Annotated in this window: 20 protein-coding genes and 2 tRNA genes; 15 read left to right on the forward strand and 7 right to left on the reverse strand. The window is 64.5% G+C overall.

The genetic code is table 11. The annotated features are described in order from the left end of the window. The first annotated feature begins 26 nt into the window (after positions 1-26). Positions 27-102: transfer RNA gene (locus tag GGD67_RS05565), tRNA-OTHER, on the forward strand. A 168-nt stretch (positions 103-270) separates the two neighbouring features. On the opposite strand, the gene GGD67_RS05570 is transcribed toward GGD67_RS05565, so the two are convergent. Next, positions 271-642, reverse strand: coding sequence for a helix-turn-helix transcriptional regulator (locus GGD67_RS05570; protein WP_179731512.1), 372 nt, complete (start codon positions 640-642; stop codon positions 271-273). A gap of 113 nt (positions 643-755) precedes the next feature. Between GGD67_RS05570 and GGD67_RS05575 the strand changes: the two genes are divergently transcribed. The 3 genes from GGD67_RS05575 (at position 756) to greA (ending at position 6,337) form a co-directional block, all read left to right on the forward strand. After that, positions 756-1,925 carry an MFS transporter gene (locus tag GGD67_RS05575; protein WP_179731514.1) on the forward strand — a complete coding sequence of 390 codons (1,170 nt, stop codon included), beginning with the start codon at positions 756-758 and terminating at the stop codon, positions 1,923-1,925. Between the two features lie 252 nt (positions 1,926-2,177). Next, positions 2,178-5,642 carry a carbamoyl-phosphate synthase large subunit gene (carB, locus tag GGD67_RS05580; RefSeq protein WP_179731516.1) on the forward strand — a complete coding sequence of 1,155 codons (3,465 nt, stop codon included), beginning with the start codon at positions 2,178-2,180 and terminating at the stop codon, positions 5,640-5,642. 221 nt (positions 5,643-5,863) lie between these two features. After that, positions 5,864-6,337 (forward strand): transcription elongation factor GreA, encoded by a 474-nt coding sequence (greA, locus tag GGD67_RS05585; protein WP_018318257.1) that lies wholly within the window; start codon positions 5,864-5,866, stop codon positions 6,335-6,337. Between the two features lie 400 nt (positions 6,338-6,737). Here greA and GGD67_RS05590 read toward each other — a convergent pair whose 3' ends face one another. Further along, positions 6,738-7,217 (reverse strand): Lrp/AsnC family transcriptional regulator, encoded by a 480-nt coding sequence (locus GGD67_RS05590; protein ID WP_026201989.1) that lies wholly within the window; start codon positions 7,215-7,217, stop codon positions 6,738-6,740. A gap of 266 nt (positions 7,218-7,483) precedes the next feature. Here GGD67_RS05590 and trxB point away from each other — a divergent pair, with 266 nt between their 5' ends. The 5 genes from trxB to GGD67_RS05615 all read left to right on the forward strand — a co-directional run bounded on the left by trxB (position 7,484) and on the right by GGD67_RS05615 (position 11,503). Then, entirely contained in the window at positions 7,484-8,449 is a 966-nt protein-coding gene (gene trxB / locus GGD67_RS05595) for a thioredoxin-disulfide reductase (RefSeq protein ID WP_018318258.1), read from the forward strand. Between the two features lie 5 nt (positions 8,450-8,454). Continuing rightward, entirely contained in the window at positions 8,455-9,378 is a 924-nt protein-coding gene (locus GGD67_RS05600) for a LysR family transcriptional regulator (RefSeq protein ID WP_026201990.1), read from the forward strand. Between the two features lie 459 nt (positions 9,379-9,837). Beyond that, positions 9,838-10,746: a 4-hydroxy-tetrahydrodipicolinate synthase gene (locus GGD67_RS05605; protein ID WP_179731518.1), complete on the forward strand. Its 909-nt coding sequence runs from the start codon at positions 9,838-9,840 to the stop codon at positions 10,744-10,746. 313 nt (positions 10,747-11,059) lie between these two features. Beyond that, positions 11,060-11,206, forward strand: a complete 147-nt coding sequence (locus tag GGD67_RS05610) for a hypothetical protein (RefSeq protein WP_018318262.1) — start codon at positions 11,060-11,062, stop codon at positions 11,204-11,206. A 132-nt stretch (positions 11,207-11,338) separates the two neighbouring features. Beyond that, positions 11,339-11,503 carry a hypothetical protein gene (locus GGD67_RS05615; RefSeq protein WP_018318263.1) on the forward strand — a complete coding sequence of 55 codons (165 nt, stop codon included), beginning with the start codon at positions 11,339-11,341 and terminating at the stop codon, positions 11,501-11,503. 79 nt (positions 11,504-11,582) lie between these two features. On the opposite strand, the gene GGD67_RS05620 is transcribed toward GGD67_RS05615, so the two are convergent. Then, positions 11,583-12,260, reverse strand: a complete 678-nt coding sequence (locus GGD67_RS05620; RefSeq protein WP_025032179.1) for a ParA family protein — start codon at positions 12,258-12,260, stop codon at positions 11,583-11,585. A 360-nt stretch (positions 12,261-12,620) separates the two neighbouring features. Then, positions 12,621-12,959: a hypothetical protein gene (locus tag GGD67_RS05625; protein ID WP_179731519.1), complete on the reverse strand. Its 339-nt coding sequence runs from the start codon at positions 12,957-12,959 to the stop codon at positions 12,621-12,623. Between the two features lie 408 nt (positions 12,960-13,367). On the opposite strand from GGD67_RS05625, the gene GGD67_RS05630 reads away from it, so the two are divergent. From GGD67_RS05630 to GGD67_RS05645, 4 genes are all read left to right on the forward strand, one after another. After that, complete coding sequence (locus tag GGD67_RS05630; protein ID WP_179731521.1) at positions 13,368-14,534, forward strand: CaiB/BaiF CoA-transferase family protein; 1,167 nt, start codon at positions 13,368-13,370, stop codon at positions 14,532-14,534. Positions 14,535-14,536: 2 nt separating this feature from the next. After that, positions 14,537-15,460 carry a CoA ester lyase gene (locus GGD67_RS05635; RefSeq protein ID WP_179731523.1) on the forward strand — a complete coding sequence of 308 codons (924 nt, stop codon included), beginning with the start codon at positions 14,537-14,539 and terminating at the stop codon, positions 15,458-15,460. Positions 15,461-15,466: 6 nt separating this feature from the next. After that, entirely contained in the window at positions 15,467-16,405 is a 939-nt protein-coding gene (locus tag GGD67_RS05640) for an AEC family transporter (protein ID WP_179731525.1), read from the forward strand. Between the two features lie 84 nt (positions 16,406-16,489). Next, entirely contained in the window at positions 16,490-16,894 is a 405-nt protein-coding gene (locus tag GGD67_RS05645) for a nuclear transport factor 2 family protein (protein ID WP_018318269.1), read from the forward strand. A 35-nt stretch (positions 16,895-16,929) separates the two neighbouring features. Here the strand turns inward: GGD67_RS05645 and tenA are convergent, their stop codons facing one another. After that, positions 16,930-17,613 (reverse strand): thiaminase II, encoded by a 684-nt coding sequence (gene tenA, locus GGD67_RS05650; RefSeq protein WP_179731526.1) that lies wholly within the window; start codon positions 17,611-17,613, stop codon positions 16,930-16,932. A 212-nt stretch (positions 17,614-17,825) separates the two neighbouring features. Between tenA and GGD67_RS05655 the strand changes: the two genes are divergently transcribed. Further along, the gene (locus GGD67_RS05655) at positions 17,826-18,557 is read left to right on the forward strand and encodes a hypothetical protein (protein ID WP_179731528.1); all 732 of its coding nucleotides are present in this window, start codon (positions 17,826-17,828) and stop codon (positions 18,555-18,557) included. 166 nt (positions 18,558-18,723) lie between these two features. Here the strand turns inward: GGD67_RS05655 and GGD67_RS05660 are convergent. After that, positions 18,724-18,800 (reverse strand) — tRNA-His (locus GGD67_RS05660). Positions 18,801-19,176: 376 nt separating this feature from the next. Next, positions 19,177-19,611 carry a phasin gene (locus tag GGD67_RS05665; protein ID WP_179731531.1) on the reverse strand — a complete coding sequence of 145 codons (435 nt, stop codon included), beginning with the start codon at positions 19,609-19,611 and terminating at the stop codon, positions 19,177-19,179. Positions 19,612-20,268: 657 nt separating this feature from the next. Between GGD67_RS05665 and GGD67_RS05670 the strand changes: the two genes are divergently transcribed. Continuing rightward, positions 20,269-23,748, forward strand: coding sequence for a PAS domain S-box protein (locus GGD67_RS05670; protein ID WP_179731533.1), 3,480 nt, complete (start codon positions 20,269-20,271; stop codon positions 23,746-23,748). The last annotated feature ends 63 nt before the right edge of the window (positions 23,749-23,811 follow it).

Below are 23,811 nucleotides of genomic sequence, written 5' to 3' on the forward strand. Positions count from 1 at the left end.
GCACTGCAATCGGTAATGATCGCCTCGGCCCGGTGGCGGAAGCGTCTACGCGAGGGCGGTGCAACGCTCTACATCCTGGTTCAAATCCAGGCCGGGTCTCCAGCCTTCGCTGCTTACGCAGCTTCGGCTCGGTAAGCCTTTTCGTGGCGAAGGCTGCCGCGGCGAAGCCCGAAGGGCGAAGCCGGGCGTGTGTCAGCAATCCGCAGGCACGAAGCATGTCCGGCGTAGCTGGAGCGCAGCGGAAGCGAAGACGGACTGCCCGCCCCAACCTCAATCTGCCGCAACCACTTCACCCTCCGGCAGCAACTGAAGCCGCTCGGCATCCCTGGCCGCGGATTTGATCACCGCATCGAGCAGGCCGGGAAAACGCGCGTCCAGATCCTCGCGGCGCAGCCGCATGAAGCGGTTGGTACCGGCCACGCGCGTCTGCATCAGGCCGCATTCGCGCAGCTTGGCGAAGTGATAGGCGAGGTTGGACTTGCCCGCGAGCCCGTTGAAGTCGCCGCAGCAGAGCTCGCTGCTGACACCTTCCTGCTGGGCAAGCTGGTAGACGATGGCGAGCCGGATCGGATCGCTCAGGCAATCCAGCACCATCGGCAGCTCGATCTGCTCGGGGGTCGGGTGGAGAGGTGTGCGGCTCATGATCCGGGAATCATAGCGAAGCGGCCACAATGTTCAATAGTTCTTGAACCAATTGACATCCATCTCCTCACATTCAATAGTTCAATAAACGTTGAACATAGGGATCTCGTCCAATGAGCGTATTCTGGCTGGCCTTGGCGGCCTTTGCGATCGGGACCGAAGGCTTTGTAATCGCAGGCCTTTTGCCCGGCATCGCCGCCGATTTGCAGATTTCGGTCTCCGCCGCCGGCCAATTGGTCACGGCCTACGCCCTCACCTATGCCGTGGGCTCACCCATCCTGGCCGTCGCGCTGAACAATATCGACCGCCGCACCGTGCTGGCCCTGGCACTGGCGACCTTCATCGCCGGAAATCTCGCCGCGATGGTGGCTTCCAGCTACGCCCTGCTGCTGGCCTCGCGGATGCTGATGGCGTTGGGCTCCGGGCTTTGCATGCCGACGGCGCTCGCAGTGTCCGTGGCGGTCGCCTCGCCGGAACGGCGCGGCCGAGCGGTGGCGCTGGTCACGTCGGGCCTGACGGTCGCGACCGTCATTGGCGTTCCCCTCGGCAACCTCGTCGGCAGCCTGCTCGGCTGGCGCGCGACCTTTGCCATGGTCGCTATGATCGGCACCGTCGCGCTTGCCGGGCTGCTGCTCGGCCTGCCCCGCGGCCTGCCGCGCAACACCGCCTCGCTCGGCGAACGGCTGGCCGTGGCGCGTCACAGCAATGTCCTGGTCGCGCTTGTGATCACGATCCTATGGGCGCTCGGCGGCTTCACCGTGTTCACCTACTTCGCGATTCCGCTGCGCGGCCTCGGCTTCGATGCGCAGCAAATCAGCCTTGCGTTGCTGGTGTTTGGCGGCGCGGCCGCGATCGGGAACATGTTCGGCGGCTTACTTGCCGACCGGCTCGGTACGCTCGCCACCGTGGGCCTCGGGCTCGCCGGCATGGCAGCAGCGCTGATCCTGCACTCGGTGGTCCTGAAGCTGATGCCGGGCCAGGCGCACTATGCGGTGCTGGGCGCGATCTTCCTCTGGGGCATCTCGGGCTGGGCATTCTACCCGGCCCAGGTCGCCAGCATCATCCGGATCGAGCCGCAGGCCTCGATGATCGCGCTCTCGCTCAACGCCTCCGCCATGTATCTCGGCTTCGCCGTCGGCGGGGCATTGGGCGGGGCGGTGCTGGCCACCCTCTCGCCGACCGACCTCGGCTGGATCGGCGGAACGAGCGTTGCGGCCTCACTTCTGGTGCATCTCGCCCGTGGCTGGCAGGCCAGGCCAAAACCCGTCAAAATTGCCGGTTGATGGGCGTTTTTCGGGGTTTCGCCGCTCCGGAATCTGGTCTAAGACGCACCCGCGCGCGAGGGAGACCACCGCGCGCGCGCATGATCCGCCAAAGTGTAGGCGGTTTGGCGTCAAGATCATGCGCCTCTTATAAGAGTAGAAGCGCGATCGGACGCAAAACCGGTGGCCACTTTTGCTGATCGCGCTTCGGCCAAAGGGACGCGCAGGAGCGCGCCCTTTTTTTGTGCCTAAATTCCAGTCCGGCGAGAGTTGATGCCCAAACGTACAGACATCACCACCATCCTGATCATCGGCGCCGGTCCCATCGTGATCGGCCAGGCCTGCGAGTTCGACTATTCGGGCACCCAGGCGGTGAAGACGCTGAAGGAAGAGGGCTATCGCATCGTCCTCGTCAATTCCAACCCGGCCACCATCATGACCGACCCGGAATTGGCCGATGCGACCTATATCGAGCCGATCACGCCCGAGATCGTCGCCAAGATCATCGAGAAGGAACGTCACGTCATCCCCGGCGGCTTCGCGCTGCTGCCGACCATGGGCGGACAGACCGCGCTGAACTGCGCGCTGTCGCTGCGCCGCCAGGGCACGCTCGACAAGTTCGACGTCGAAATGATCGGCGCGACCGCGGATGCGATCGACAAGGCGGAAGACCGCCAGCTGTTTCGCGAGGCCATGACCAAGATCGGGCTCGAGACGCCGAAGTCGCGGCTCGCCAACGCCTCGGCGCTGAAGAAATCGTTCCGCGACAAATATCAGGCCGAGCGCGAAAAACTCTCCGGCGCCGCGCTCGAAGAGCATGAGCGGCAGTGGACTCTCGGCGAGAGCGAGCGCCGCAAGCGCTACCAGGAATACGCCTTCGGCCAGGCCATGATGGCGCTGTCCGAGATCGGCCTGCCCGCGATCATCCGCCCCTCCTTCACCATGGGCGGCACCGGCGGCGGCATTGCCTACAACAAGGAAGAGTTCCTCGACATCATCGAGCGCGGCCTCGATGCGTCTCCGACCAACGAAGTGCTGATCGAAGAATCCGTGCTCGGTTGGAAAGAGTACGAGATGGAGGTGGTGCGCGACAAGAAGGACAATTGCATCATCGTCTGCTCGATCGAGAACCTCGATCCGATGGGCGTGCACACCGGCGATTCCATCACGGTGGCGCCGGCGCTGACGCTGACCGACAAGGAATACCAGATCATGCGCGACGCCTCGCTGGCGGTGCTGCGCGAGATCGGCGTCGAGACCGGCGGCTCCAACGTGCAGTTCGGCGTCAATCCCGAGGACGGCCGCATGGTCGTCATCGAGATGAACCCGCGCGTGTCGCGTTCGTCCGCTCTGGCTTCGAAGGCCACCGGCTTCCCGATCGCGAAGGTCGCGGCCAAGCTCGCGGTCGGCTACACGCTCGACGAGATCGCCAACGACATCACCGGCGGCGCCACGCCGGCCTCGTTCGAGCCGACCATCGACTACGTCGTCACCAAGGTGCCGCGTTTCGCCTTCGAGAAATTCCCCGGCGCCTCCACCACGCTGACGACGTCGATGAAGTCGGTCGGCGAAGTCATGGCGATCGGCCGCACCTTCCAGGAAAGCCTGCAGAAGGCGCTGCGCGGGCTCGAGACCGGACTGACCGGCCTCGACGAGATCGAGATCGAGGGTCTCGGCCGCGACGACGACAAGAACGCGATCCGGGCCGCGCTCGGCACGCCGACGCCGAACCGGCTGCTCCAGGTCGCCCAGGCGATGCGGCTCGGCTGGTCGAACGAGGAGATCTTCAACTCCTGCAAGATCGATCCGTGGTTCCTCAGCGAGATGCGCGGCATCGTCGACATGGAGGAGAAGGTTCGCAAGAACGGCCTGCCGGGCAATGCCTTCGGCATGCGCACGCTGAAGGCCATGGGCTTCTCTGATGCGCGGCTCGCGGTGCTCGCCGAGACGACGGAGGCCGCGGTCACCGCGAAGCGCCACGCGCTCGGCGTTCGTCCGGTGTACAAGCGCATCGACACCTGCGCGGCCGAATTCGCCTCGCCGACCGCCTATATGTATTCGACCTATGAGGCGCTGTTCGCGGGCGCGCCGGCGGACGAGAGCACGCCGTCCGACAAGAAGAAGGTCATCATTCTCGGCGGCGGACCGAACCGCATCGGCCAGGGCATCGAATTCGACTATTGCTGCTGTCACGCCTGCTTCGCGCTGCATGATGCCGGCTATGAATCCATCATGGTCAACTGCAATCCGGAAACCGTGTCGACCGATTACGACACCGCCGACCGGCTGTATTTCGAGCCGCTCACTGCCGAGGACGTGCTGGAGATCATCGCCAAGGAGCGCAGCAACGGCACGCTGCACGGCGTGATCGTGCAGTTCGGCGGCCAGACGCCGCTGAAGCTCGCGCGCGCGCTGGAAGCCGCCGAAGTGCCGATCCTCGGCACCTCGCCTGACGCCATCGATCTTGCCGAGGACCGCGACCGCTTCAAGCGCGTGCTCGACAAGCTGCGTCTCAAGCAGCCGAAGAACGGCATCGCCTATTCGGTCGAGCAGGCAAGGCTCGTCTCTGCCGATCTCGGCCTGCCGCTGGTGGTGCGCCCGTCCTACGTGCTCGGCGGCCGCGCGATGCAGATCATCCGCGAGGAGAACCAGCTCAACGACTATCTGCTCGGCACGCTGCCGGAGCTGGTGCCGGCCGACGTCAAGGCGCGCTATCCGAACGACAAGACCGGGCAGATCAACACCGTGCTCGGCAAGAACCCGCTGCTGTTCGACCGCTATCTCTCGGATGCAACCGAGATCGACGTCGACTGCCTCTGCGACGGCAAGGACACCTTCATTGTCGGCATCATGGAGCACATCGAGGAAGCCGGCATCCATTCCGGCGACAGCGCCTGCTCCCTGCCGGCGCATTCGCTCGAGCCTGAGATGATCGAGGAGCTGGAGCGGCAGACCCGCGAGCTCGCGCTCGGCCTCGACGTCGTCGGCCTGATGAACGTGCAATACGCCGTCAAGGACGGCGAGATCTACGTGCTCGAGGTCAATCCGCGTGCCTCGCGCACCGTGCCGTTCGTCGCCAAGGTGGTCGGCACGCCGGTCGCGAAGATCGCCGCGCGCATCATGGCCGGCGAGAAGCTTGCCGATTTCAAGCTGAAGAAGGCAAAGCTCAAGCACGTCGGCGTCAAGGAGTCGGTATTCCCGTTCGCGCGCTTCCCCGGCGTCGACACGGTGCTCGGCCCCGAGATGCGCTCGACCGGCGAGGTCATGGGCATCGACCGCAATTTCGAGGTCGCCTTCGCCAAGAGCCAACTCGGCGGCGGCACGCGAGTACCGCGCAAGGGCACGGTGTTCGTCTCGGTGCGCGAGAGCGACAAGACGCGCATCGCCGATGCGGTCCGCGAACTGCATTCGCTCGGCTTCAAGGTGCTGGCGACCTCGGGCACCCAGCGCTTCCTGACCGACCAGGGCATCCCGACCGAGAAGGTGAACAAGGTGCTGGAGGGTCGGCCGCACATCGTCGACGCCATCACCAATGGCGACGTCCAGCTCGTCTTCAATACCACCGAAGGCCCGCAGGCGCTCGCCGACAGCCGTTCGCTGCGGCGCGCGGCCCTCTTGCATAAAGTGCCGTATTACACCACTCTTTCCGGGGCCGTGGCGGCCGCGCAGGGCATCCGCGCCTATCTCGGCGGGGACCTTGAGGTTCGTACCCTGCAGAGCTACTTTTCGGAAACCTGATCGCGAGCGGGAGGCCGAGCCTTAAGGGTTAGGCCTCCGCTAAGTGATTGGCAATGAAGCCACAATGGCCGGAGGAACTGTCCGGCCATGGTGGTTGTTCTGTTCCGGCGCCAGCCCACATAATGTTCCGGTGGCCGCGTGTTCAGCGCCGGGAATACCGACGAATCAAGGTTTCCGCGCCCGCTGTTGTGGGGGCGCGTAACCGAAGAACGAGAGAAGAGATGGAAAAGGTTCCGATGACAGCGAGCGGCTTTGCCGCGCTCGGGGAAGAATTGAAGAAGCGCCAGTCCGAGGACCGTCCGCGCATCATCGAGCACATCGCGGAGGCGCGCTCGCACGGAGACCTGTCGGAGAACGCGGAATATCATGCCGCGAAGGAAGAGCAGTCCCATAATGAAGGCCGCATCGCAGAGCTCGAGGACAAGCTCGCGCGCGCCGACATCATCGACATCTCGAAACTGTCCGGCGACACCATCAAGTTCGGCGCCACCGTGACCTTGGTCGACGAGGACACCGAGAAGAAGACGGTGTGGCAGATCGTCGGCGAGGTCGAGGCCGACGCCAAGAAGGGCCGCATCTCCATCACCTCGCCGCTCGCCCGCGCGCTGATCGGCAAGAAGAAAGGTTCGACCGTCGAGGTCAACGCACCCGGCGGCGCCAAGGCGTATGAAATTACCAAGGTGGAATGGCGGTAAGGATTTGCCGCTGCACTGAGATGTTTCAAAAGGCCGCGCGATGCGCGGCCTTTTTGTTTAGGGGTGTCTTTAGCGCATCGCTTGCGTGAGTGGAGAAACGAACTCTCTCCGCCCGTCATTGCGAGCGCAGCGAAGCAATCCAGGCTGCCGCCGGGAAAGACTCTGGATTGCTTCGTCGCAAGAGCTCCTCCTCGCAATGACGGTGTTGATGCAGCGAACCTAATTCCATTCCCGTCACCCTGAGGTGCTCGCCTCTTCGGCGAGCCTCGAAGGGCGACGGCCCAACTGTTGCCGCGCGCTGCTGCATCTTGGCCGCGCATCCTTCGGGCCCCCCATCGGGCGCGTTGCGCCCGATGCCTCGGCGCCTCAGGATGACGGGATTGGCAGGACTCTAGAGCGGCTACCTCCGCCCCTTCACGTCCAGCGGCACGGCCGCCTCATACTTCGAATTATGCAGCACCAATGACGTTCGCACGTTCCGCACGTGGGGCGCGGCGGTCAGATGGGTGACGAAATCCTGGAAGGTCGCCATGTCGGGGGCGACGCATTTGAGGATGAAATCGACCTCGCCCGACAACATCCAGCATTCCCGCACCAGGGGCTCGGCGCGGACGAACTCCTCGAAGGCGCGCAAATCCGCCTCGGCCTGGCTGGACAGGTGCACGGCGGCGAAGACCGTGACGTCGAAGCCGAGCTTGCGGGCATCGAGCAGGCCACGATAGCCGTGGATGTAGCCCTCCTCCTCCAGCGCCCGGACGCGGCGCAGGCAGGGCGGCGGCGAGATGCCGACCCGCTTGGCCAGCTCAACATTCGTGATTCGACCGTCGGCCTGAATCTCGGAGAGAATTTTCAGGTCGATGTCGTCTAGGTTCCGCGACACTTGATTGGAACTCCTGGCCTTTACGGCTTGATTGGTGGGTTTGCCGCAATCCTCATAGCCCAGTCCGCACGACTAGCGCAATTTTATTGCGCGTGCACCGCAATCGACTTTTGTTCCTTGTTGGAAAAATCCGCCGAGAGGGAATGCAATTCTTGCATAGCTCACCAGAACGCTTAGATTAGCTCTGATATTTCAGCGCCTCCGCGACGCCTCCCGGCATGTTCCGCGCCCGCGCTGCAAATCCCCCGTGAAAGGCGTCCATCGAAATGTCCGCTCCTGTTCATGCAAAGGTCGTCATTATCGGCTCCGGCCCCGCCGGTTACACGGCGGCGATCTACGCCGCGCGCGCGATGCTCGAGCCGATCCTGATCCAAGGCATCCAGCCGGGCGGCCAGCTCACCATCACCACCGACGTCGAGAACTATCCCGGCTTCGCCGATGTGATCCAGGGCCCCTGGCTGATGGAGCAGATGGAGAAGCAGGCGGTCCATGTCGGCACCAAGATCGTCACGGACCTGGTCATCAAGCTGGAAACTTCGCATCGGCCGTTCCGCCTCACCTGCGACTCGGGCGATGTCTATCTCGCTGACTCTGTGATCCTCGCCACCGGCGCGCAGGCGCGCTGGCTCGGGTTGCCGTCCGAAGTAAAGTTCCAGGGCGGCGGCGTATCGGCCTGCGCCACCTGCGACGGCTTCTTCTACCGCAACAAGGAGGTCGTGGTGGTCGGCGGCGGCAATACCGCGGTCGAGGAAGCCCTGTACCTCACCAACCATGCCTCGCAGGTCACCATCGTGCATCGCCGCGACCATTTCCGCGCCGAGCGCATCCTGCAGGAGCGCCTGTTCAAGCACCCGAAGATCAAGGTGATCTGGGACAGCGCCGTTGACGAGATCTGCGGCACCGAGAACCCCAATAAGGTCACCCATGTCCGCCTCAAGAACGTCAAGACCGGCGCGCTGACGGACGTGAAGACCGACGGCATCTTCATCGCCATCGGCCACGCACCGGCGACCGAGCTCGTCAAAGACCAGATCAAGCTCAAACCGTCGGGCTATGTCGAGGTCGCCCCGAACTCGACCGCGACATCGGTGCCCGGCCTGTTCGCCGCCGGCGACGTCGCCGACGAGACCTATCGCCAGGCCGTCACGGCCGCCGGCCTCGGCTGCATGGCAGCTCTCGAAGCCGAACGTTTCTTGGCCCTGCGCGCCAGCGAGCGCGCGGCAGCGGAATAAAGATCATGCCCCGAACACGCGACGGATTTACGGATATGGACTGGGACAAGCTGAAGGTGTTTCACGCGGCGGCGGAAGCGGGCAGCTTCACGCATGCGGGCGAGCAGCTCGGCCTGTCGCAATCGGCGGTGTCGCGCCAGGTCTCGGCGCTGGAGCAGGAGCTTTCAGTCTCGCTGTTCCACCGCCATGCCCGCGGCCTGATCCTCACCGAGCAGGGCGATTTGCTGTTCCGCACCGCGCATGACGTGTTCATGCAGCTCCAGGCGGCGCGCGCCAAGCTGACCGACAGCCGCGAGCGGCCGAGCGGCGACCTCAAGATCACCACCACGCCCGGCGTCGGCATCAACTGGCTGATCCCGCGGCTCGGCGAGTTCACCGCGCTCTATCCGGAAATCCGGATCTCCCTGATCGTCACCGACGAGGAGCTCGACCTGTCGATGCGCGAGGCCGACGTCGCGATCCGCACCCGCAAGCCGACGCAGCCGGATCTCATCCAGCGCAAGCTGTTCGCGATGGGCTTCCACGCCTATTGCTCGCCGGAATATATCAAGCGCTTCGGCACGCCGCGCACGCTGGAGGAGCTCGACTCCCACCGCATCATCACGCTCTCGGACGGCAACTTCGCGCCGCATCTGCAGAACCGCAACTGGCTGGTCGAAGCGGGCCGCAACGGCTCGGGTCCGCGCGAAGCCTATTTCAGGGTCAACAACATCCTCGGTCTCGTGCGCGCCTGTCAGCAGGGCCTCGGCATCGCGGCGCTGCCCGACTACCTCGTCGAGGAACAGAGCAAACTCGTTCAGCTGTTCGGCGAGTCGGATTCGATCCAGCTCGATACGTATTTTGTCTATCCCGAAGAGTTGAAGACGGTCGCGCGCGTGCAGGTGTTCCGCGACTTCGTGGTGAGCAAGGCGCAGCGCTGGCCGTCCTGATTTCCGCATGACTGACATGCGGCCTCGGCTGTTGCTGCATGGCGCTCGTCAAGCTCATACTGTTTGCACGCTGAGCCTTCGCGTTGCGCATTTGTCCCCCTCCTCCAGTGGCGCGGGAGTTCAGTAATCCCTCTTGGAAGGTGATTGTGTCGGCCTCACGTGGCCAATACCTTAAGCCGGGCTCGTTCGAGCCCGGCTTTTTTTCGGTCAAATCGGCCTTCGCCCTCCGCGTGTATTGACAGTTCCAGGCATACCCCGCATCATTTGCAGATGATCACGAAGTCGTGCGCAATCTCGTCGAAGGCGATCGCCTCGAAAAAAGGCCCCCATCCGGGGACCTCGGAGTTTTGTGCGCGCTAGACCGGCTTCGTCATCGCTGCAATCCCGAAAACCCCGCCGCCTGGACGGGGTTTTTTCATGTGCCCTCCGTCTCAGGTTTCCCGAGAAGGAGATGGAAACATGACCGGACTTGAAGATCATTTGCACGGGCTGTGGCTGCCGCTGGTGACGCCGTTTCAGGGCGGCGCGCTCGACGAGCGATCGCTGCGGCGGCTGACGCGACATTACAGCGCGCAAGGCATCGACGGCTTCATCCTGGGGGCGACCTCGGGTGAAGGCATGACGTTGCGCGAGGCCGAGCTCGAACGTCTCGTCGCCATCGTGCGCGACGAGATGGCGGCGGGCCGGCGCACCTTGCCGATCTGCCTCGGACTGTCGGGCGCTGACACCGCGCGGCTGAAGGACCGTCTCGACGAGACCGCGGACTGGCCGATCGACGGTTATCTGATCGCAAGCCCTTATTATGTGCGGCCCTCGCAGCGCGGCCTCTTGGCGCATTTCGAGACGCTCGCCGATCACGCCGCTTGGCCGATTGCGCTCTACAACATTCCCTATCGCACCTCGGTGAACATCACCAACCAGACCATGCTGCGGCTCGCCGAGCATCCCAACATCATCGGCTTGAAGGATTGCGGCGCGAGCCGCGAGCAATCGATCGCGCTCTTGCGCGACCGGCCGAAGGAGTTTCGCGTGCTCACCGGCGAGGACGCGAACTTTTTCGAGGCGCTCAGCGACGGCGCCGACGGCGGCATCGTGCTGTCCGCCCATGTCGAGACCGCGACGTTCGCGGCGGTGTATGCGGAAGCGAAGCGCGGCAACCATGACGCGGCGCAGGCGCGCTGGCACGAGGTGGCCGATCTGACGCGGCTGCTGTTCACCGAGCCGAGCCCGGCGCCGGCGAAGTACTGGCTGTGGCGATGCGGCCAGATCGACAGCCCCGAAGTGCGCCTGCCGATGGTGGAAGTGAGCAGCGAGCTGGCCGCCGCGATCGATCGCGAGATCGAGCGACGGACGAAGGTGGCGGCGTAGTTTCTCGTTCACCCTCCCCTGGAGGGGGAGGGTCGATCGCGCGAAGCGCGAGCGGGGTGGGGTTATCTCTCCACTCGGGCACTGTCGGATGGGCGAGACCGTCACCCCACCCCGTCTCGCATTTCGCTGCGCTCATGTGAGCCGACCCACGGGCGAGCTTCGCTCGTCCCGGACCCCTCCAGGGGAGGGTAAGAGCCGCCACTTGGTTAACCGCGCCCCAACGGCCTTCGCTGTTGCCGCATGGCGCATCCACGCCTCGTTTACCCATCCGTCCCTATCGTTGCTCTCCAGGAACTTCCAGAGGGGAATGACCATGGGACATCGCACCCGGCCTACGGCCGCGCAGCAATTCGCGCCGGCCGATCTTTTGCAGGGAATTCTCGTCGTTTCGTCGTTCGGGTTCTGGGCAGTGATGCTCGGCCTGATGCCGGCGCTGCTGTTTCGCGTCTGGCTCGCCTGAGGCGGCACGTCGCGCGGATGGTTAAGCGGCCGTCACAAATGCGCTCAAAATGCGCAGCTGTTTGCAAGCCGGAATCTTAAAACATCCCGCGTATCGTTCACGCCCATAAGCGAAGAAATCGCGGGGGCGTTTATGAATAGTCATAATGAGATGGCGTCGCATTTCGGCGCCGGACAGGAGAAGCTGTCCACCGAGCAGAGCTTTACCACCGAGGACATTCTCTGGGCCGCCGGCATCTGGTCGGTGATCCTGACGATGTCGCCGGTCATCGTGTTCTACATGCTGATGGTGGCGTAGCCTCCTTCAGCAGATCCCGAAAACGCAAAACGCGCGGACGTTCCCGCGCGTTTTTCGTCCGGGGAAATGAATAATGAAATTAAGCAGCCTGCTTGTGCATTGCGCCGGACGCCGACGCCGTGCCGCGAATGGCCTTAACTGAACGCTCGATCGCCGCCCACAGCCTTGCGATTTCCTGGGCCGCACGGCTCTCGGCCTGGTATTCCCGCGCGCCCTCGCCGTGGCTCAGCGCCATCAAGAGATCCGAACGGTTGGTGATCTGGCCGCCCCACACCGGAGCCCGGAATTTCGCCAGCGCTTCGCGGGCGATGGTGACGATCGGGCTTTCGGCTTCGTCGCGCTTGGCCGGCGCACCGTTGAGCACGACCGCGTAGGGCTTGCGCGCGGCGCGGCACATCTGGATGGTTTCCTGCACCGCGTTGACGTCGAACACGCCGGGACGCGCCGGAATGACCACCATCGTCGCGTTCTTGATCGCGTCGTCGACGACGGCCGAGAGGTTCGGCGGCGTGTCGATCAACACCCATTCATAACCGTCGCGCTTGGCAGCGGAGACGATGCCGCTGACGGAATTCACCGCCGCCTTGATCGGCGGTTCGTTGGTGCCACGCAGCTTGTGCCACAGCGTCAGCGAGCCCTGCGGGTCCGCGTCCACGAGCATGACCTGCTTGCTCGCCTTGATCTGCGCGGCGAGATGCGCGGCTAGGGTACTCTTGCCCGAGCCGCCTTTACGCGATGCAAAAACAATAACGTTCATACCTTCGGCCTCCAGATTGACCCCAGGCTGCGAAAATGAATCACCGCGCTGATTCGTGAAAGAAAAATTTATCGGGGGTTGCGTTACCGCCACGAAATAACAAGGCGTGTTGGCTTTTGAGTCACACTGCGTCGCACGACAAGAGACCAACTGCAGCGAAACGCCGCCCGCGCGAGCATCTGTGCGTTCTTTGAGCAGCCGAACGGGATCAAGCGGAATGCAACCTTCCCGCGCAAACCCTTACCCGACTCTTTTCCTTCGCACATTCGTAATTGCCGCAGGCATCAGCGCAGCCTGCGCGAACAAAAGGAGTCCGTTACATTACGAAGTTTCGGATAAGGAACGCGGGCTATCCCGCGCTCAGCCGTCGCTGGTCCTTTTCTTCTTGGGTTTGCCGCTCTTCTTCGCGGTTTTGGGCGTGATGCTGGTCGGCTTGCCGGCGCGGGCCTCGCCCGGCTCGGGTCCGGGACGGAAGAACACCCGGCATTGCGGCGAGAGCTGCGCCTTCTTCTTGATCATGCAGGCCGTGATGGCGTCGACGTTCGGCACGAACTCGCCGCACAGCCGCATCGCATCCGGCGTGCAGGCCTGCTGCTCCTCCGGGGTGTAGGCGAAGCCGGTACCGGGCTGGATCAGAACGGCCAGGGCCATCCCGAGGGTTGCAGCAGCCAAGGATGTCTTGAAGCGAAACGCCGGCATCGATCCCCCCACATGTCGAGTCGGAGGGAATAGTGGGTGAACGGCGGTTCGTTGGCAACGAGGGCAGATGCGAAAGGTCGGACCTGTGCGGTCTTGGCAACAGGCGGGTGCCGCTCGGCAACCTCTCCACTGTCGTCGCCCGGCCTTGTGCGCAATTGCGCACAAGGCGGAGGATGACAGGTGTGGCCGAGGAAAGGGTCTCGCCCTCAAACACAAAACTGCGAAAACAACCCCATGCACAGTAGCCAAGCCACGGTAATCGCAGCGCATTTCGTCTTAGGATTTGACGAAACCAGGTTTGACTTGTCGGGCAAAACAGGGGCATCATGTCCCATCCAAAAAGATGCGCGTGGGGTGATCGGCCTGTCTCCTGCGCTGGTCGAAAAGCGCACGAGAGGAAGCGATCTCATGGAAGGGAATGAAGCGGAGCTGCCGCTGTCCGGCGTCACGGTGGTCTCGCTCGAGCAGGCGATCGCGGCGCCGCTGGCGAGCCGTCACCTCGCCGACTGGGGCGCGCGGGTGATCAAGATCGAGCGGCCGGGCACTGGCGATTTCTGCCGGGACTACGACCACGTGATGAACGGCATGTCGAGCCAGTTCGTCTGGACTAATCGCTCCAAGGAAAGCCTCGCCATCGACATCAAGAGCGAAGACGGCCGCAAGGTGCTCGACGCCCTGCTGCCGCAGGCCGATGTGTTCATCCAGAACCTCGCGCCCGGCGCTGCCGAGCGGCTCGGCCTCGATGCCGCATCGCTGTTGCGCAAACATCCGCGCATCATCGCCTGCGACGTCTCGGGCTATGGCACCGGCGGCCCCTACAGCGACAAGAAGGCCTATGATCTCCTGGTCCAGTGCGAGGCCGGTGTTCTCGCCATCAACGGCACGGAGGCGGAGCCGGCCAAGGTCGGGCTGTCGGTGGTCGACATCGCCACCGGCATGTACATCCTCAACGGCGTGCTGATGGCGCTGTACCGCCGCGAGCGGACCGGCAAGGGCACCGCCTTCCAGGCCTCGCTGTTCGACTCTATCACGGATTGGATGAGCTATCCCGCCTTCTACACGCACAGCACGGGCCGGCCGCTGCCGCGAACCGGCGCCAGGCATGCGACGATCGCGCCGTACGGACCGTTCCGGGTCGGCGACGGCAACACCATCTTCTTCGGCATCCAGAACGATCGGGAATGGCGGTCGCTGTGCGGCATCGTCCTCGGCGATGCCGGCTTCGCCGACGACCTGCGCTTCCGCACCAATCCGCTGCGCATGCAAAACCGCGACGAGCTGCAAGGGCATATCGAGCAGCGCTTTGCATCCATGACCAGCGAGGAGGTGCTGCGACTGCTGGATGAGGCCTCGATCGCCAACGCGCATCTGAACTCGGTCGAGGCTTTTCTGGCGCATGAGCAGCTTCGCGCGCGGTCGCGGGTGCAAAGCGTCGGCTCGCCGTGCGGGCCGGTGATGAGCTTCCTGCCTGCGTTGACCATTCCAGGCGTCAAGCCGCGGATGGATCCGGTGCCGGATGTGGGACAGCACAACCAGGCCATCCTCAGCGAACTCGGACTGGCGAAGGACATTTGACGATGGCGCAACAACGGCCAACGCGGGCCTACCTCGCCGTCCCCGCGCATCGCTCCCGTCTTGTCGCGAAGGCAGCGGCATCAGCGGCGGACGCGGTGTTCATGGATCTCGAAGACGCGGTGCCGCCATCCGAGAAAAGCCTCGCCCTGGAGGAAGCCGTCCGCTCCCTCGCCTCGCTCGACTGGGGCAATAAGCGCGTCACGGTGAGGATCAACGCCGTCGACAGTCCTTTCATCGCCCAGGAAATCCGCGCGCTGGCTGCCTTTCCCCGGCTGGATGCGGTGATCGTGCCGAAGGCGGAGCGCGCCAGCGATATCGCCGGGATTGCTGAGCAGTTGCGGGCAGCTAACCCCGATCGCCCCGCGCCGGTCGCGCTGGAATTGCTGATCGAGACCGCGCTCGGCCTCGTCAATGTCGACACGCTCGCCGCATGTCACGCCAGCGTCGCCGCGCTGCATCTGGGCGTCGGCGATTTCGCGGCGTCGATCGGCGCCCGCTCCTCCGACATCGGCGTGTCGCCGGACGGCTATCGCCACGTGGGATCGGCGCAAAGCGGCTATGCCTCCGCCCCGCTCGACCTCTTTGCCTATCCGATGATGCGCCTTTTGGTCGCCGCCCGCGCGTTCGGCCTCATCGCCATCGACGGCCCCTGCGGCGCGTTCCGCGATGCCAGGCTGACTGAGGCCAGCGCGCAAAAGGCCGCGGCGATGGGGTTCGACGGCAAGCAGGTCATCCATCCCGACCAGATCGAACCGACGCTGCGCGCGTTCATGCCGTCCGAGCATGAGCTGGCCCAGGCGCGGCGGATCGTCGACGCCATGGAGCAGGCGGAGGCAAACGGCCAGGGCGCGGTGACGCTGGACGGCAAGATGATCGACTATGCCAATGTGCGGATGGCGCGCCGGATCATCGAGCTGGGGTCATAGCGGCGCATGGCCACATTGCTGATCGTCGCGCCGGTGTTTGCGCTGATCGCGGCCGGCTATGCCGCGGTGCTGTTTCGCTTCGTCTCGGAGAGCGCGCACAAGGGCATCTCCGAGTTCGCCTTCAGCATCGCGATCCCGGCGCTGCTGTTCCGCACCATCGTCGTGTCGGAATTCCCCGACGTCAGTCCCTACCGGATGTGGGGCGCCTATTACGGCGCGCTGGCCGTCATCTGGATCGCGGCGCTGGCGATCTCGGCGCTGCTGCGCGCGCGGCGCGGTACCAGCGAAGACGGCGTCGTGTTCGCGATCGGCTCGGTCTACGGCAACATCGTGATGCTCGGCATTCCCTTGACGCTCTCGGCGCTGGGCAACGAGGCCGCAGGACCGATGGCGCTGATCCTGTCGGTGAACACGCCGCTGCTCTGGCTCTGCGGCATCCTGCAGATGGAGCTGGTCAACCGCAAGCGGACCGGCTCGGCGCTGTCGGTGATCTGGCCCGTGCTCACGGATCTCGCCCGCAATCCGCTGATGCTGGCGATCGGCTTTGGCGTGATCTGGCGTTTCACCGGCCTCGGCCTCACCCCCGTCGTCGACCGCACCATCGAGCTCCTGGCGCAGGCGGGCTCGCCGACCGCGCTGATCGCGCTCGGCATCAACCTGTTTCGCTTCGAGGTGAAGGGCGAGAAGCTGAGCATCCTGGTGATGTGCGCGCTGAAGCTGGCGGCGATGCCGGCGGCTGCATTCGTGCTGGCCAAGCTGCTCGACCTGCCGCCGATCGCCGCCGGCGTCGTCGTGCTGTTCGCGGCGATGCCGACCGGCGCCAACGCCTACATCTTCGCGGTGCAGTATCAGCGGCTGGTGAGCCCGGTCTCGGGCGCGGTGGCGCTGGGGACGCTGCTAGGGGCGGTGACGTTACCGGTGGTGGTTTGGGTGGTGGCGCGCTGAGCACGCGCAACATCGTCCCGATGATTTTGCCTTTACACGCGAAGGTCGCTAGGCTGCCATGATACGTGCTGCAGGGAGGGTGACATGGCACAGCGCGAAGAGATGCTCGCATTGATCAGGACCGCCTACGCCGCGCGCGGTGAGGGCGACGTTGAAGGCCTGGTGACGGCTTTTCATCCCGAGGGCCACTTCACCTTGATGGGCGACAAGGGCGCGCTCGAACTGACGGGGCGCATGGAGGGGCATCCGACCCTGCGCGGGGCTTTCACTCAGTTCACTGCCGCCTTCGGCTTCGAAAGCCGCGAGATCCTGACTGAGCTGGTCGACGGGGATCGCGTCGCAGTCCATTCCCGAGTTCTCGTTCGATACAATCCAAGCGGAAAGACTTTCAGCACCGAGATCCTGGACCTGTTCAGATTTCAGGATGGCAAGATCGCGGAGTTGATTGAGTTTGCGGATACTGCGCAGATCAAGGCGATGATCGCGTGAGGCGGGATGCAGCTCCGTAGGAGTTTCGCGCACTGTTACCGTAATTCGGCAACACGCTGGCCCTCGCGCCAGGCCATCTCCCAGAAGTCTGCCTCGAGCCGGGTGGCTTCCTTGAAGATCGCAGTCAGCTCGGCCTTGCGGGCCGGCGTGGCGTAGAGATCGGCGAGATGGTCGAGGTGCGCACGGGCCTTGGCAGCGACCTCCTGGTACGGCACGCCGGCGTACTCGGCGATCCAGACGCGATAGGCGTTCGTCGCGGCGTCCGCATGGGGTCGCGAGGCGAGCCGCGTTGCGATCTCGGCGTACCCGATCACGCAGGGGGCAAGCGCCACCTTGAGTGCCAGCAGATCGCCGCGCATTCCCGCATCTAACACGTAGCGTGTATAGGCCAGCATCTCGGCCGCCGGGGGGGCCTGTTCAAGATCGGCCGGGGATAGGCCCCAATCGGCGCAGAGCTTCACATGCAGGTTCATCTCGACATCGAGGATGGCCGACAGGCCGGCCGCTGCCTCGCGCATGTCGGCAAGCCTGGGTGACTTGTAGACCGCGAGCGCGTAGGCCCGAGCAAACTCGATGAGGAACAAATAGTCCTGAACGAGATAGTGACGAAACGCCGCTTCGGGGAGCGAGCCGTCTGCCAATCCGTTCGTGAAGGGATGTTCGGTGTAGGCCCGCCACTCAACGGATGCTTCTGTCTTGAGACGTTCGAAGAAACTCACGATCTTTTCCGCCCGGCTTGCTTGTCCATGAACGTCTTGGGCGCGCTAACGATATCGCATTGCGAACCGGGGAGCTATGGTGACGGGGTACAGAATTGGCTTTGAGCAGCGTTGCGGATAGCGTCGCGTCGAAAGTTTGTGCACGGTTACTGTAATTCCTCGGCGTCAGAGTTTAGTGCACCGTCACCGTAATCTGAGCTTGTAAGAGTGACATGAGCAGCAACGCATCAGACCTCAACCCGGTTCGCGGCTGGCATCCCGGCGTATTACGCAAGATTGTGCTCGCGACGACTAGCAAGTTGTCGCAGCATGGGATTCCAATTCCGGGGCTCGATTTTTATGAAGCCGTCGCTGCCCGTGGTGAAGAGGTCATCGTTGAGGCCATTGCCGAAGCAGTTGGTGCAAGCCGCGACGACAGCAATACTGTGATCGCGAACATTCAAGTCGTGCGAGAGCTGCTTGAGAGGTTCGGAGATGATCTTTTTCTCGCGACCGAGAAGGCGGACGATTTGCTTCTTGCACAGCTTGCTGCACATCTCGTGTTGGAAGGAACCGACGGATACAACCAAATCCGCTATCAGGCTGCTTGGGGGGCGCAAGGTAGCCCGGATTGGGGCACGTTATGGGGCGTCAAGCAGACGATTCGAGATTTCACACCGGCCTTCGTCTTGAAGGTCTGCATGAAGGGTGAATTCCGATGGTTAGGAATTGAGTGCCATGCTCCTAGGCGCGCGCTACCGGAGGATCTTCACAACCGAGTTCGCGCCCGAACGATGGTTATCTCTGGTGTTCCTGTACTCGCCTTCTCGCCGACCGACGTTGAGACAGACGTGTCCGCTTGTGTTGAAGAGATCGGTTACGCAACGTCGATTCTCGCACAGGAACTGCTCGCGATGCACGGCATTGAACCGCAGCCGCGGCGGGATTTTCGTCCCCGTAACTAGCGACCATCAACATATCCAAGCGCCCATGCGGTCGTCGGCTCGCTGGAATTAGGACGTAGCGCTCAGTTGATGCCGACTGATGCTAAGAAGTTTGTGTACCGTCGCTGGCGGTGCGCCTCTCGAACGGCCCAACAAATCATAACCCGAATCAATTGCTGAATAGCATTGGTACAGTTGGGTGGGCTCGAACCACCGACCTCCTGTTCCACAGACAGGCGCTCTAACCAACTGAGCTACAACTGCATCCTGGCGAGCCGCCCTCGGGGCTACCTGAAAAGGCCGTCGACCTAGGGGGCTGGACGGGGCGGAAACTAGGTGCAACGGCCCGGTTTGGCAAGGCCGCAATGGTGTGAAAAACCGGCTGGAATCACCCTCAGCGCGACGAAATCCGGCCTGATGACGGACATCGGAGTGTTGCGCACCCGCTGCCGCCTACCGAGACAATCCCCGGGCGGAGAGAACCCTCACCCGTCGCCCCGACGATGCTTCGCATCGCCCGGACGCCGGCCTCTCCCGCATCCGCCTTCGCCAAGGCTTCGGCGGGACAAGAGCGGGAGAGGCGAAGAAAAAACCCGGGCCTTTCGGCCCGGGTTTCTCAAATTCAAACCAACCGCCCGGTTCAGGCGGCGGGCTTGTAGAACTTCGAGGCCGAGGCCTTGATCGGCTCGGCGGTCTCGGCGGCGACGCGCTGGGTCAGCTCGACCAGCTCCTTGGCCTGAGACTGGAAGGTCTCGAACTGGGTGCGGGTGTGGCCGGTCCACAGCTCCAGCGCTTCGGCCGGCGACTTCAGGCCGAACAGCTGCTGGGCGAAGTCCAGCTGGGCGTTGCTGTTGGCCTTCATGAATTCCACCAGCTTTGCGGTGTACTCGCTCGCGCCCTTGCTGGCGGAGGTGAACACGGCCTCGACGGTGCCGTTGTGGGTTTCGGCGGCGTCCTTGAACTTGGCGTAGCTCTCACGGGCCTGCGACACGCCCTTTTCGGCGAACGCACGCATCTGCTCGGGCACCTCGAACGGAATGATCGAGGCAGAAAACGGATCAGTCGCACCTGTCATGGTTGTCCCTCACGATAATGAAAAATGGAGTGAGCCTTCTGGCGCGCCCGCCGGCCCCCGGTCTGGGCCGTCACACATTGAGCGGGTACGAAAGACTGGAAACGCGAAACAAACGAGATGGCTCGCCCAGCGCCCAGGATTATGGCTGCCTATCATGTCAACATTGTGCAGCGCAATGCGGCGGTAGGGTGCGCCGCGATAATTTAATCTAGGTTAGGGCGAGGTTCCGGGTTCGGGGAACCGGGGGTTGAGGTAAGGGGGTGGTGCTTCTTACCCTCCCCTGGAGGGGGAGGGTCGGTCGCGCGTAGCGCGAGCGGGGTGGGGTGATCTCTCCGCTCGGGCAGTGTGCGATGTGGAGAGACTGTCACCCCACCTCGGCTCGCATTTCGCTTCGCTCCATGCGAACCGATCCTCCCCCTCCAGGGGAGGATGGGGACCTTTGATGCCGCGCGGCCTGTGACCGCTTCTCTCTTCGAATCCCTTGGATGAACCGGGCGGCGGCTTGCGGGTTCGGGCTGATTAAGGTTATCGCGGCTTAGGGCCGCCGCCGGGGACCGGGGCCGTGGACCTGCCCGCGGGCGCGGGCGATACTAACCCTTTCTTAAGGCTGTCATTCCCGGCAGCCGCCAGCTTCAAGCGCGAGACACAGCCGGTCGGATGACGAGTTCGGATTTCCAGTTGCGAGGTGTGGGCGATCCCCGGCTGGCCGTGCATGCGACCTCGCCGCTCGCGACCTGGCTGTGGTCGACCGACGGCGCGCGCGTGCTGTGGGCCAATCCGGTCGGCGCAAAGCTGTTCGGCGCGGCGAACGGCGCAGCGCTGGCGGAGCGGATTTTTGGCCCGGCGGACGGCCATCGCCGCCAGGTCGCCCGGCTCGCCCGGCAGCTGCCGGCGAGCGGCACCGTGCGGCTCGAACGTCTGCGCGGCTTCGGCGCCCGGCTCGGCACGCTGATGACTTGCGCCTGCGCCCGGCTCGACTTTGCCGATGGCGGACACGCCGTGCTCGTCACCGCGATGGACCCGACCTTGCGCAGCATGCCGCTGGTCGAGCGGCTGCATCGCCTGGTCGAGGGCGCGAAGATGCCGATGGCGGCGTTCGCGCCCGACGGCCTGTTCGTCGGCGCCAGCGAGGCCGCCCGCTCCCTGCTCGGCTTTCGCGATCTCGGCGAGGCCGGCCTCGAGCAGGCGCGCAGCGATGCGCTTCGCGAGGGCCGCGTCGAGACGCCGATCGGCATCGGCCAGATGGTGCTGCAACGGGTCGGCAGCGGCGCCGATGTCGGCCTGGTCGCGCTGATCGAGCCGGCCACGCAAGCTGCGCCCGCAACGGCCGTGCCTGAGAGCACGGCGGAAAGTGCAAACGAGGCGCCGGCTGAACCTGCGCAGCAGGCTGCGGCCATGCCGTGCGAGCCGCCACCCTCGCAGCACGGATCGGCCGGGATCTCGTTGTTCGATGCGTTCGCCGAGCCGGTCGAGGCGCCCAAGGCAACCGGGACAATGGCGCCTGAACCGCAGGACTTGGCGGGGATCGAGGACACGGCCGAACAGCCTGTTCGAGAACCAGCTCACGAAACGCCGGACCAGGGCGCCGACATCGCGCCAAAGACTCCGGTTGAAAACCCGCATCAAGCCATCGTGTCGCCGCAGGCTGCGCCGATCACTCCCGGCATGGTCGAGCCGCCGTCGGGCCAGCAATCGTCTGGCCGGGATTCGTCGGGCCAAGAGCCGCCCGCACCGCGTCAGCATCCGCTGCGTTTCCTCTGGCAGATGGATGCGGAGGGCCGCTTTGTGCTTCTCTCCGACGAATTCATCCGCCTGATCGGCGCGCGCACTGCCGCCGGCTTCGGCCGCCCTTGGCGCGAGATCGCCGGGGACTTTTCGCTCGATCCTGATGGCCGCGTCGCAGAGGCGCTTGCGCGCCACGACACCTGGGCCGGGATCACCGTGAACTGGCCGGCTGACGGCGGCGAACATCTGCCGGTCGAGCTCGCGGGCCTGCCGGTCTACGACCAGTCGCGCAACTTCGCCGGCTTCAAGGGCTTTGGCGTCTGCCGCGATCTCGACGGCCTCAATCGTCTCGCAGCGCTGAGGCGCTTCGAGACGGTGGTCGAACCGGCGGCGCAGCACGGCCCGTCTGCCGAACTGGTCGCGCCGGAGCCCGAGGCCGAGCCGGTCGCGGAGGCGCCGCCTCCGCCGATCGAGCCGCTCGCAGCCGAGCCCCAGCCAGCATTCGAACCTGAACTGCCCGAACCCACCAGCGACGCGAATTCACATCCAACCGATCCGGACATTTCCGTGGAAACGCCAGTCGAAACCCCTCCGAATGTCGTGCCGTTCCGCCCGCACGGCGATGTCAGATCACCCAGTGATCAGAGATCGCCGACGCTGACGCCGGTCGAGAACAGCGCGTTCAACGAGCTCGCCCGGCAATTGTCCGAACGGCTCGAACGCGAGCGCGAGACGATCGCGGCAGAAGCTTCCGAGCCGGTGGCGGAGACCCCCACCGAGCCGCCGGCGCCGCAACCCTCACCGCCGCAAGCTGCGGCCGAATGGCTGAGCGAGCCCGCGCCGCCGCCGCGCGGCGCCAGCGCGCGCGACCGCACCCTGCTCGACCTGTTGCCGACCGGCATCCTGATCTACCGGCTCGACCGCCTGCTCTACGCCAACCCGGCCTTCCTCGCGCGCATGGGCTATGACGGCATCAACGCGCTGGAGAATGCCGGCGGGCTCGATGCGCTCTATGTCGAGCCCGGCGTGTCCTCGGCCAGCAGCACCTCGCAAGCCGGCACGCCTGTCACGATCAGCGCGACGCTCGCGAACGGTGAAGCGCCGCTTGCGACCACCGAGGCTCATCTGCACACGATCGACTGGGACGGCGAGAGCGCGCATGCGTTGATCTGCGCGCTGCCCAATCCTGCACCTGTTGTGGCGCCCAGCGTCGCGGCGGCTTCGATCGCCGAGACCGTCGTCGTCGAGCCCATCGTCGCCGAATCCTTCCCCTACGCGCCCGAGCTCGAATCCGCGGCCGGCGATGCCGATGCGGAGGATCTCGCCGCGATCCTCGACACCACGGCCGAAGGCATCGTCATGTTCGATGCCGAAGGCAACATCCACGCCTGCAACCGCAGCGCCGAGGCGCTGTTCGGCTATGACGGCACCGACCTGCTCGAGCAGAATCTGGCGACGCTGTTCGCGCCGGAGAGCCGGCAGATCGTCGCCGACTATCTCGAAAGCCTCAAGAGCCAGGACATTTCGAGCCTGCTGGACCACGGCCGCGAGGTGCTCGGACGCGAGAAGAAGGGCGGCGTCATTCCGCTCGCGATGATCATGGGCCGCACGCGGCCGGACGGCCCGAACTTCTTCGCCGTGTTCCGCGATCTCTCGCAGAGCAAGAGGGGCGAGAGCGAGTTGACGCAGGCCCGTCACCTCGTCCACAGCGCGGCCAACGCCAAGGCCGACATGCTGGCGCGGATCAGCCACGAGATCCGCACGCCGCTCAACGCCATCATCGGCTTTGCCGAGGTGATGATCTCCGAACGCTTCGGCACGCTCGGCAACGAGCGCTACGGCGAATACATGAAGGATATCCGCGCCTCCGGCGAGCGCGTCATCGCGATCATCGACGATCTGCTGGAGCTGTCGCGGATCGAGACCGGCAAGCTCGATCTCAACTTCGCCAACCTCAGCCTCAACGACCTCGTCGAAGCCTGCGTGACTGTGATGCAGCCGCAGGCCAATCGCGAGCGCATCATCATCCGCACCTCGCTCGCGCATGCGCTGCCGCAGGTCACGGCCGACGCGCGCGCGATGCGGCAGATCACCATGAATCTGATCTCGAACTCGATCCGGCTCGCCAGCGCCGGCGGCCAGGTCATCGTCTCGACCGCGCTGTCCGACCGCGGCGAGATTTGCTTGCGCATCCGCGACACCGGCCATGGCCTCTCCGAACGCGAAGTCGCCGCCGCGATGGAGCCGTTCCGCACCCCGCCGCCCGGGGACGCCGCGGACAATTCGGCGCTGAGCCTGTCGCTCACCAAGGCCCTGGTCGAAGCCAACCGCGCCCGCTTCAACATCAAGAGCGCGGGGAATTCCGGCACGCTGATCGAAGTGGTGTTCGCACCGGTGGTGGCGGGGGCGTGAGGCGTTCTTAACCTCTCCCCGTAAGAACGGGGCGAAGGGGCGAAAGAGCGGCGCGCCCCTTAC

The sequence above is a fragment of the Bradyrhizobium sp. IAR9 genome, assembly GCF_013408065.1.
GTDB lineage: Bacteria > Pseudomonadota > Alphaproteobacteria > Rhizobiales > Xanthobacteraceae > Bradyrhizobium.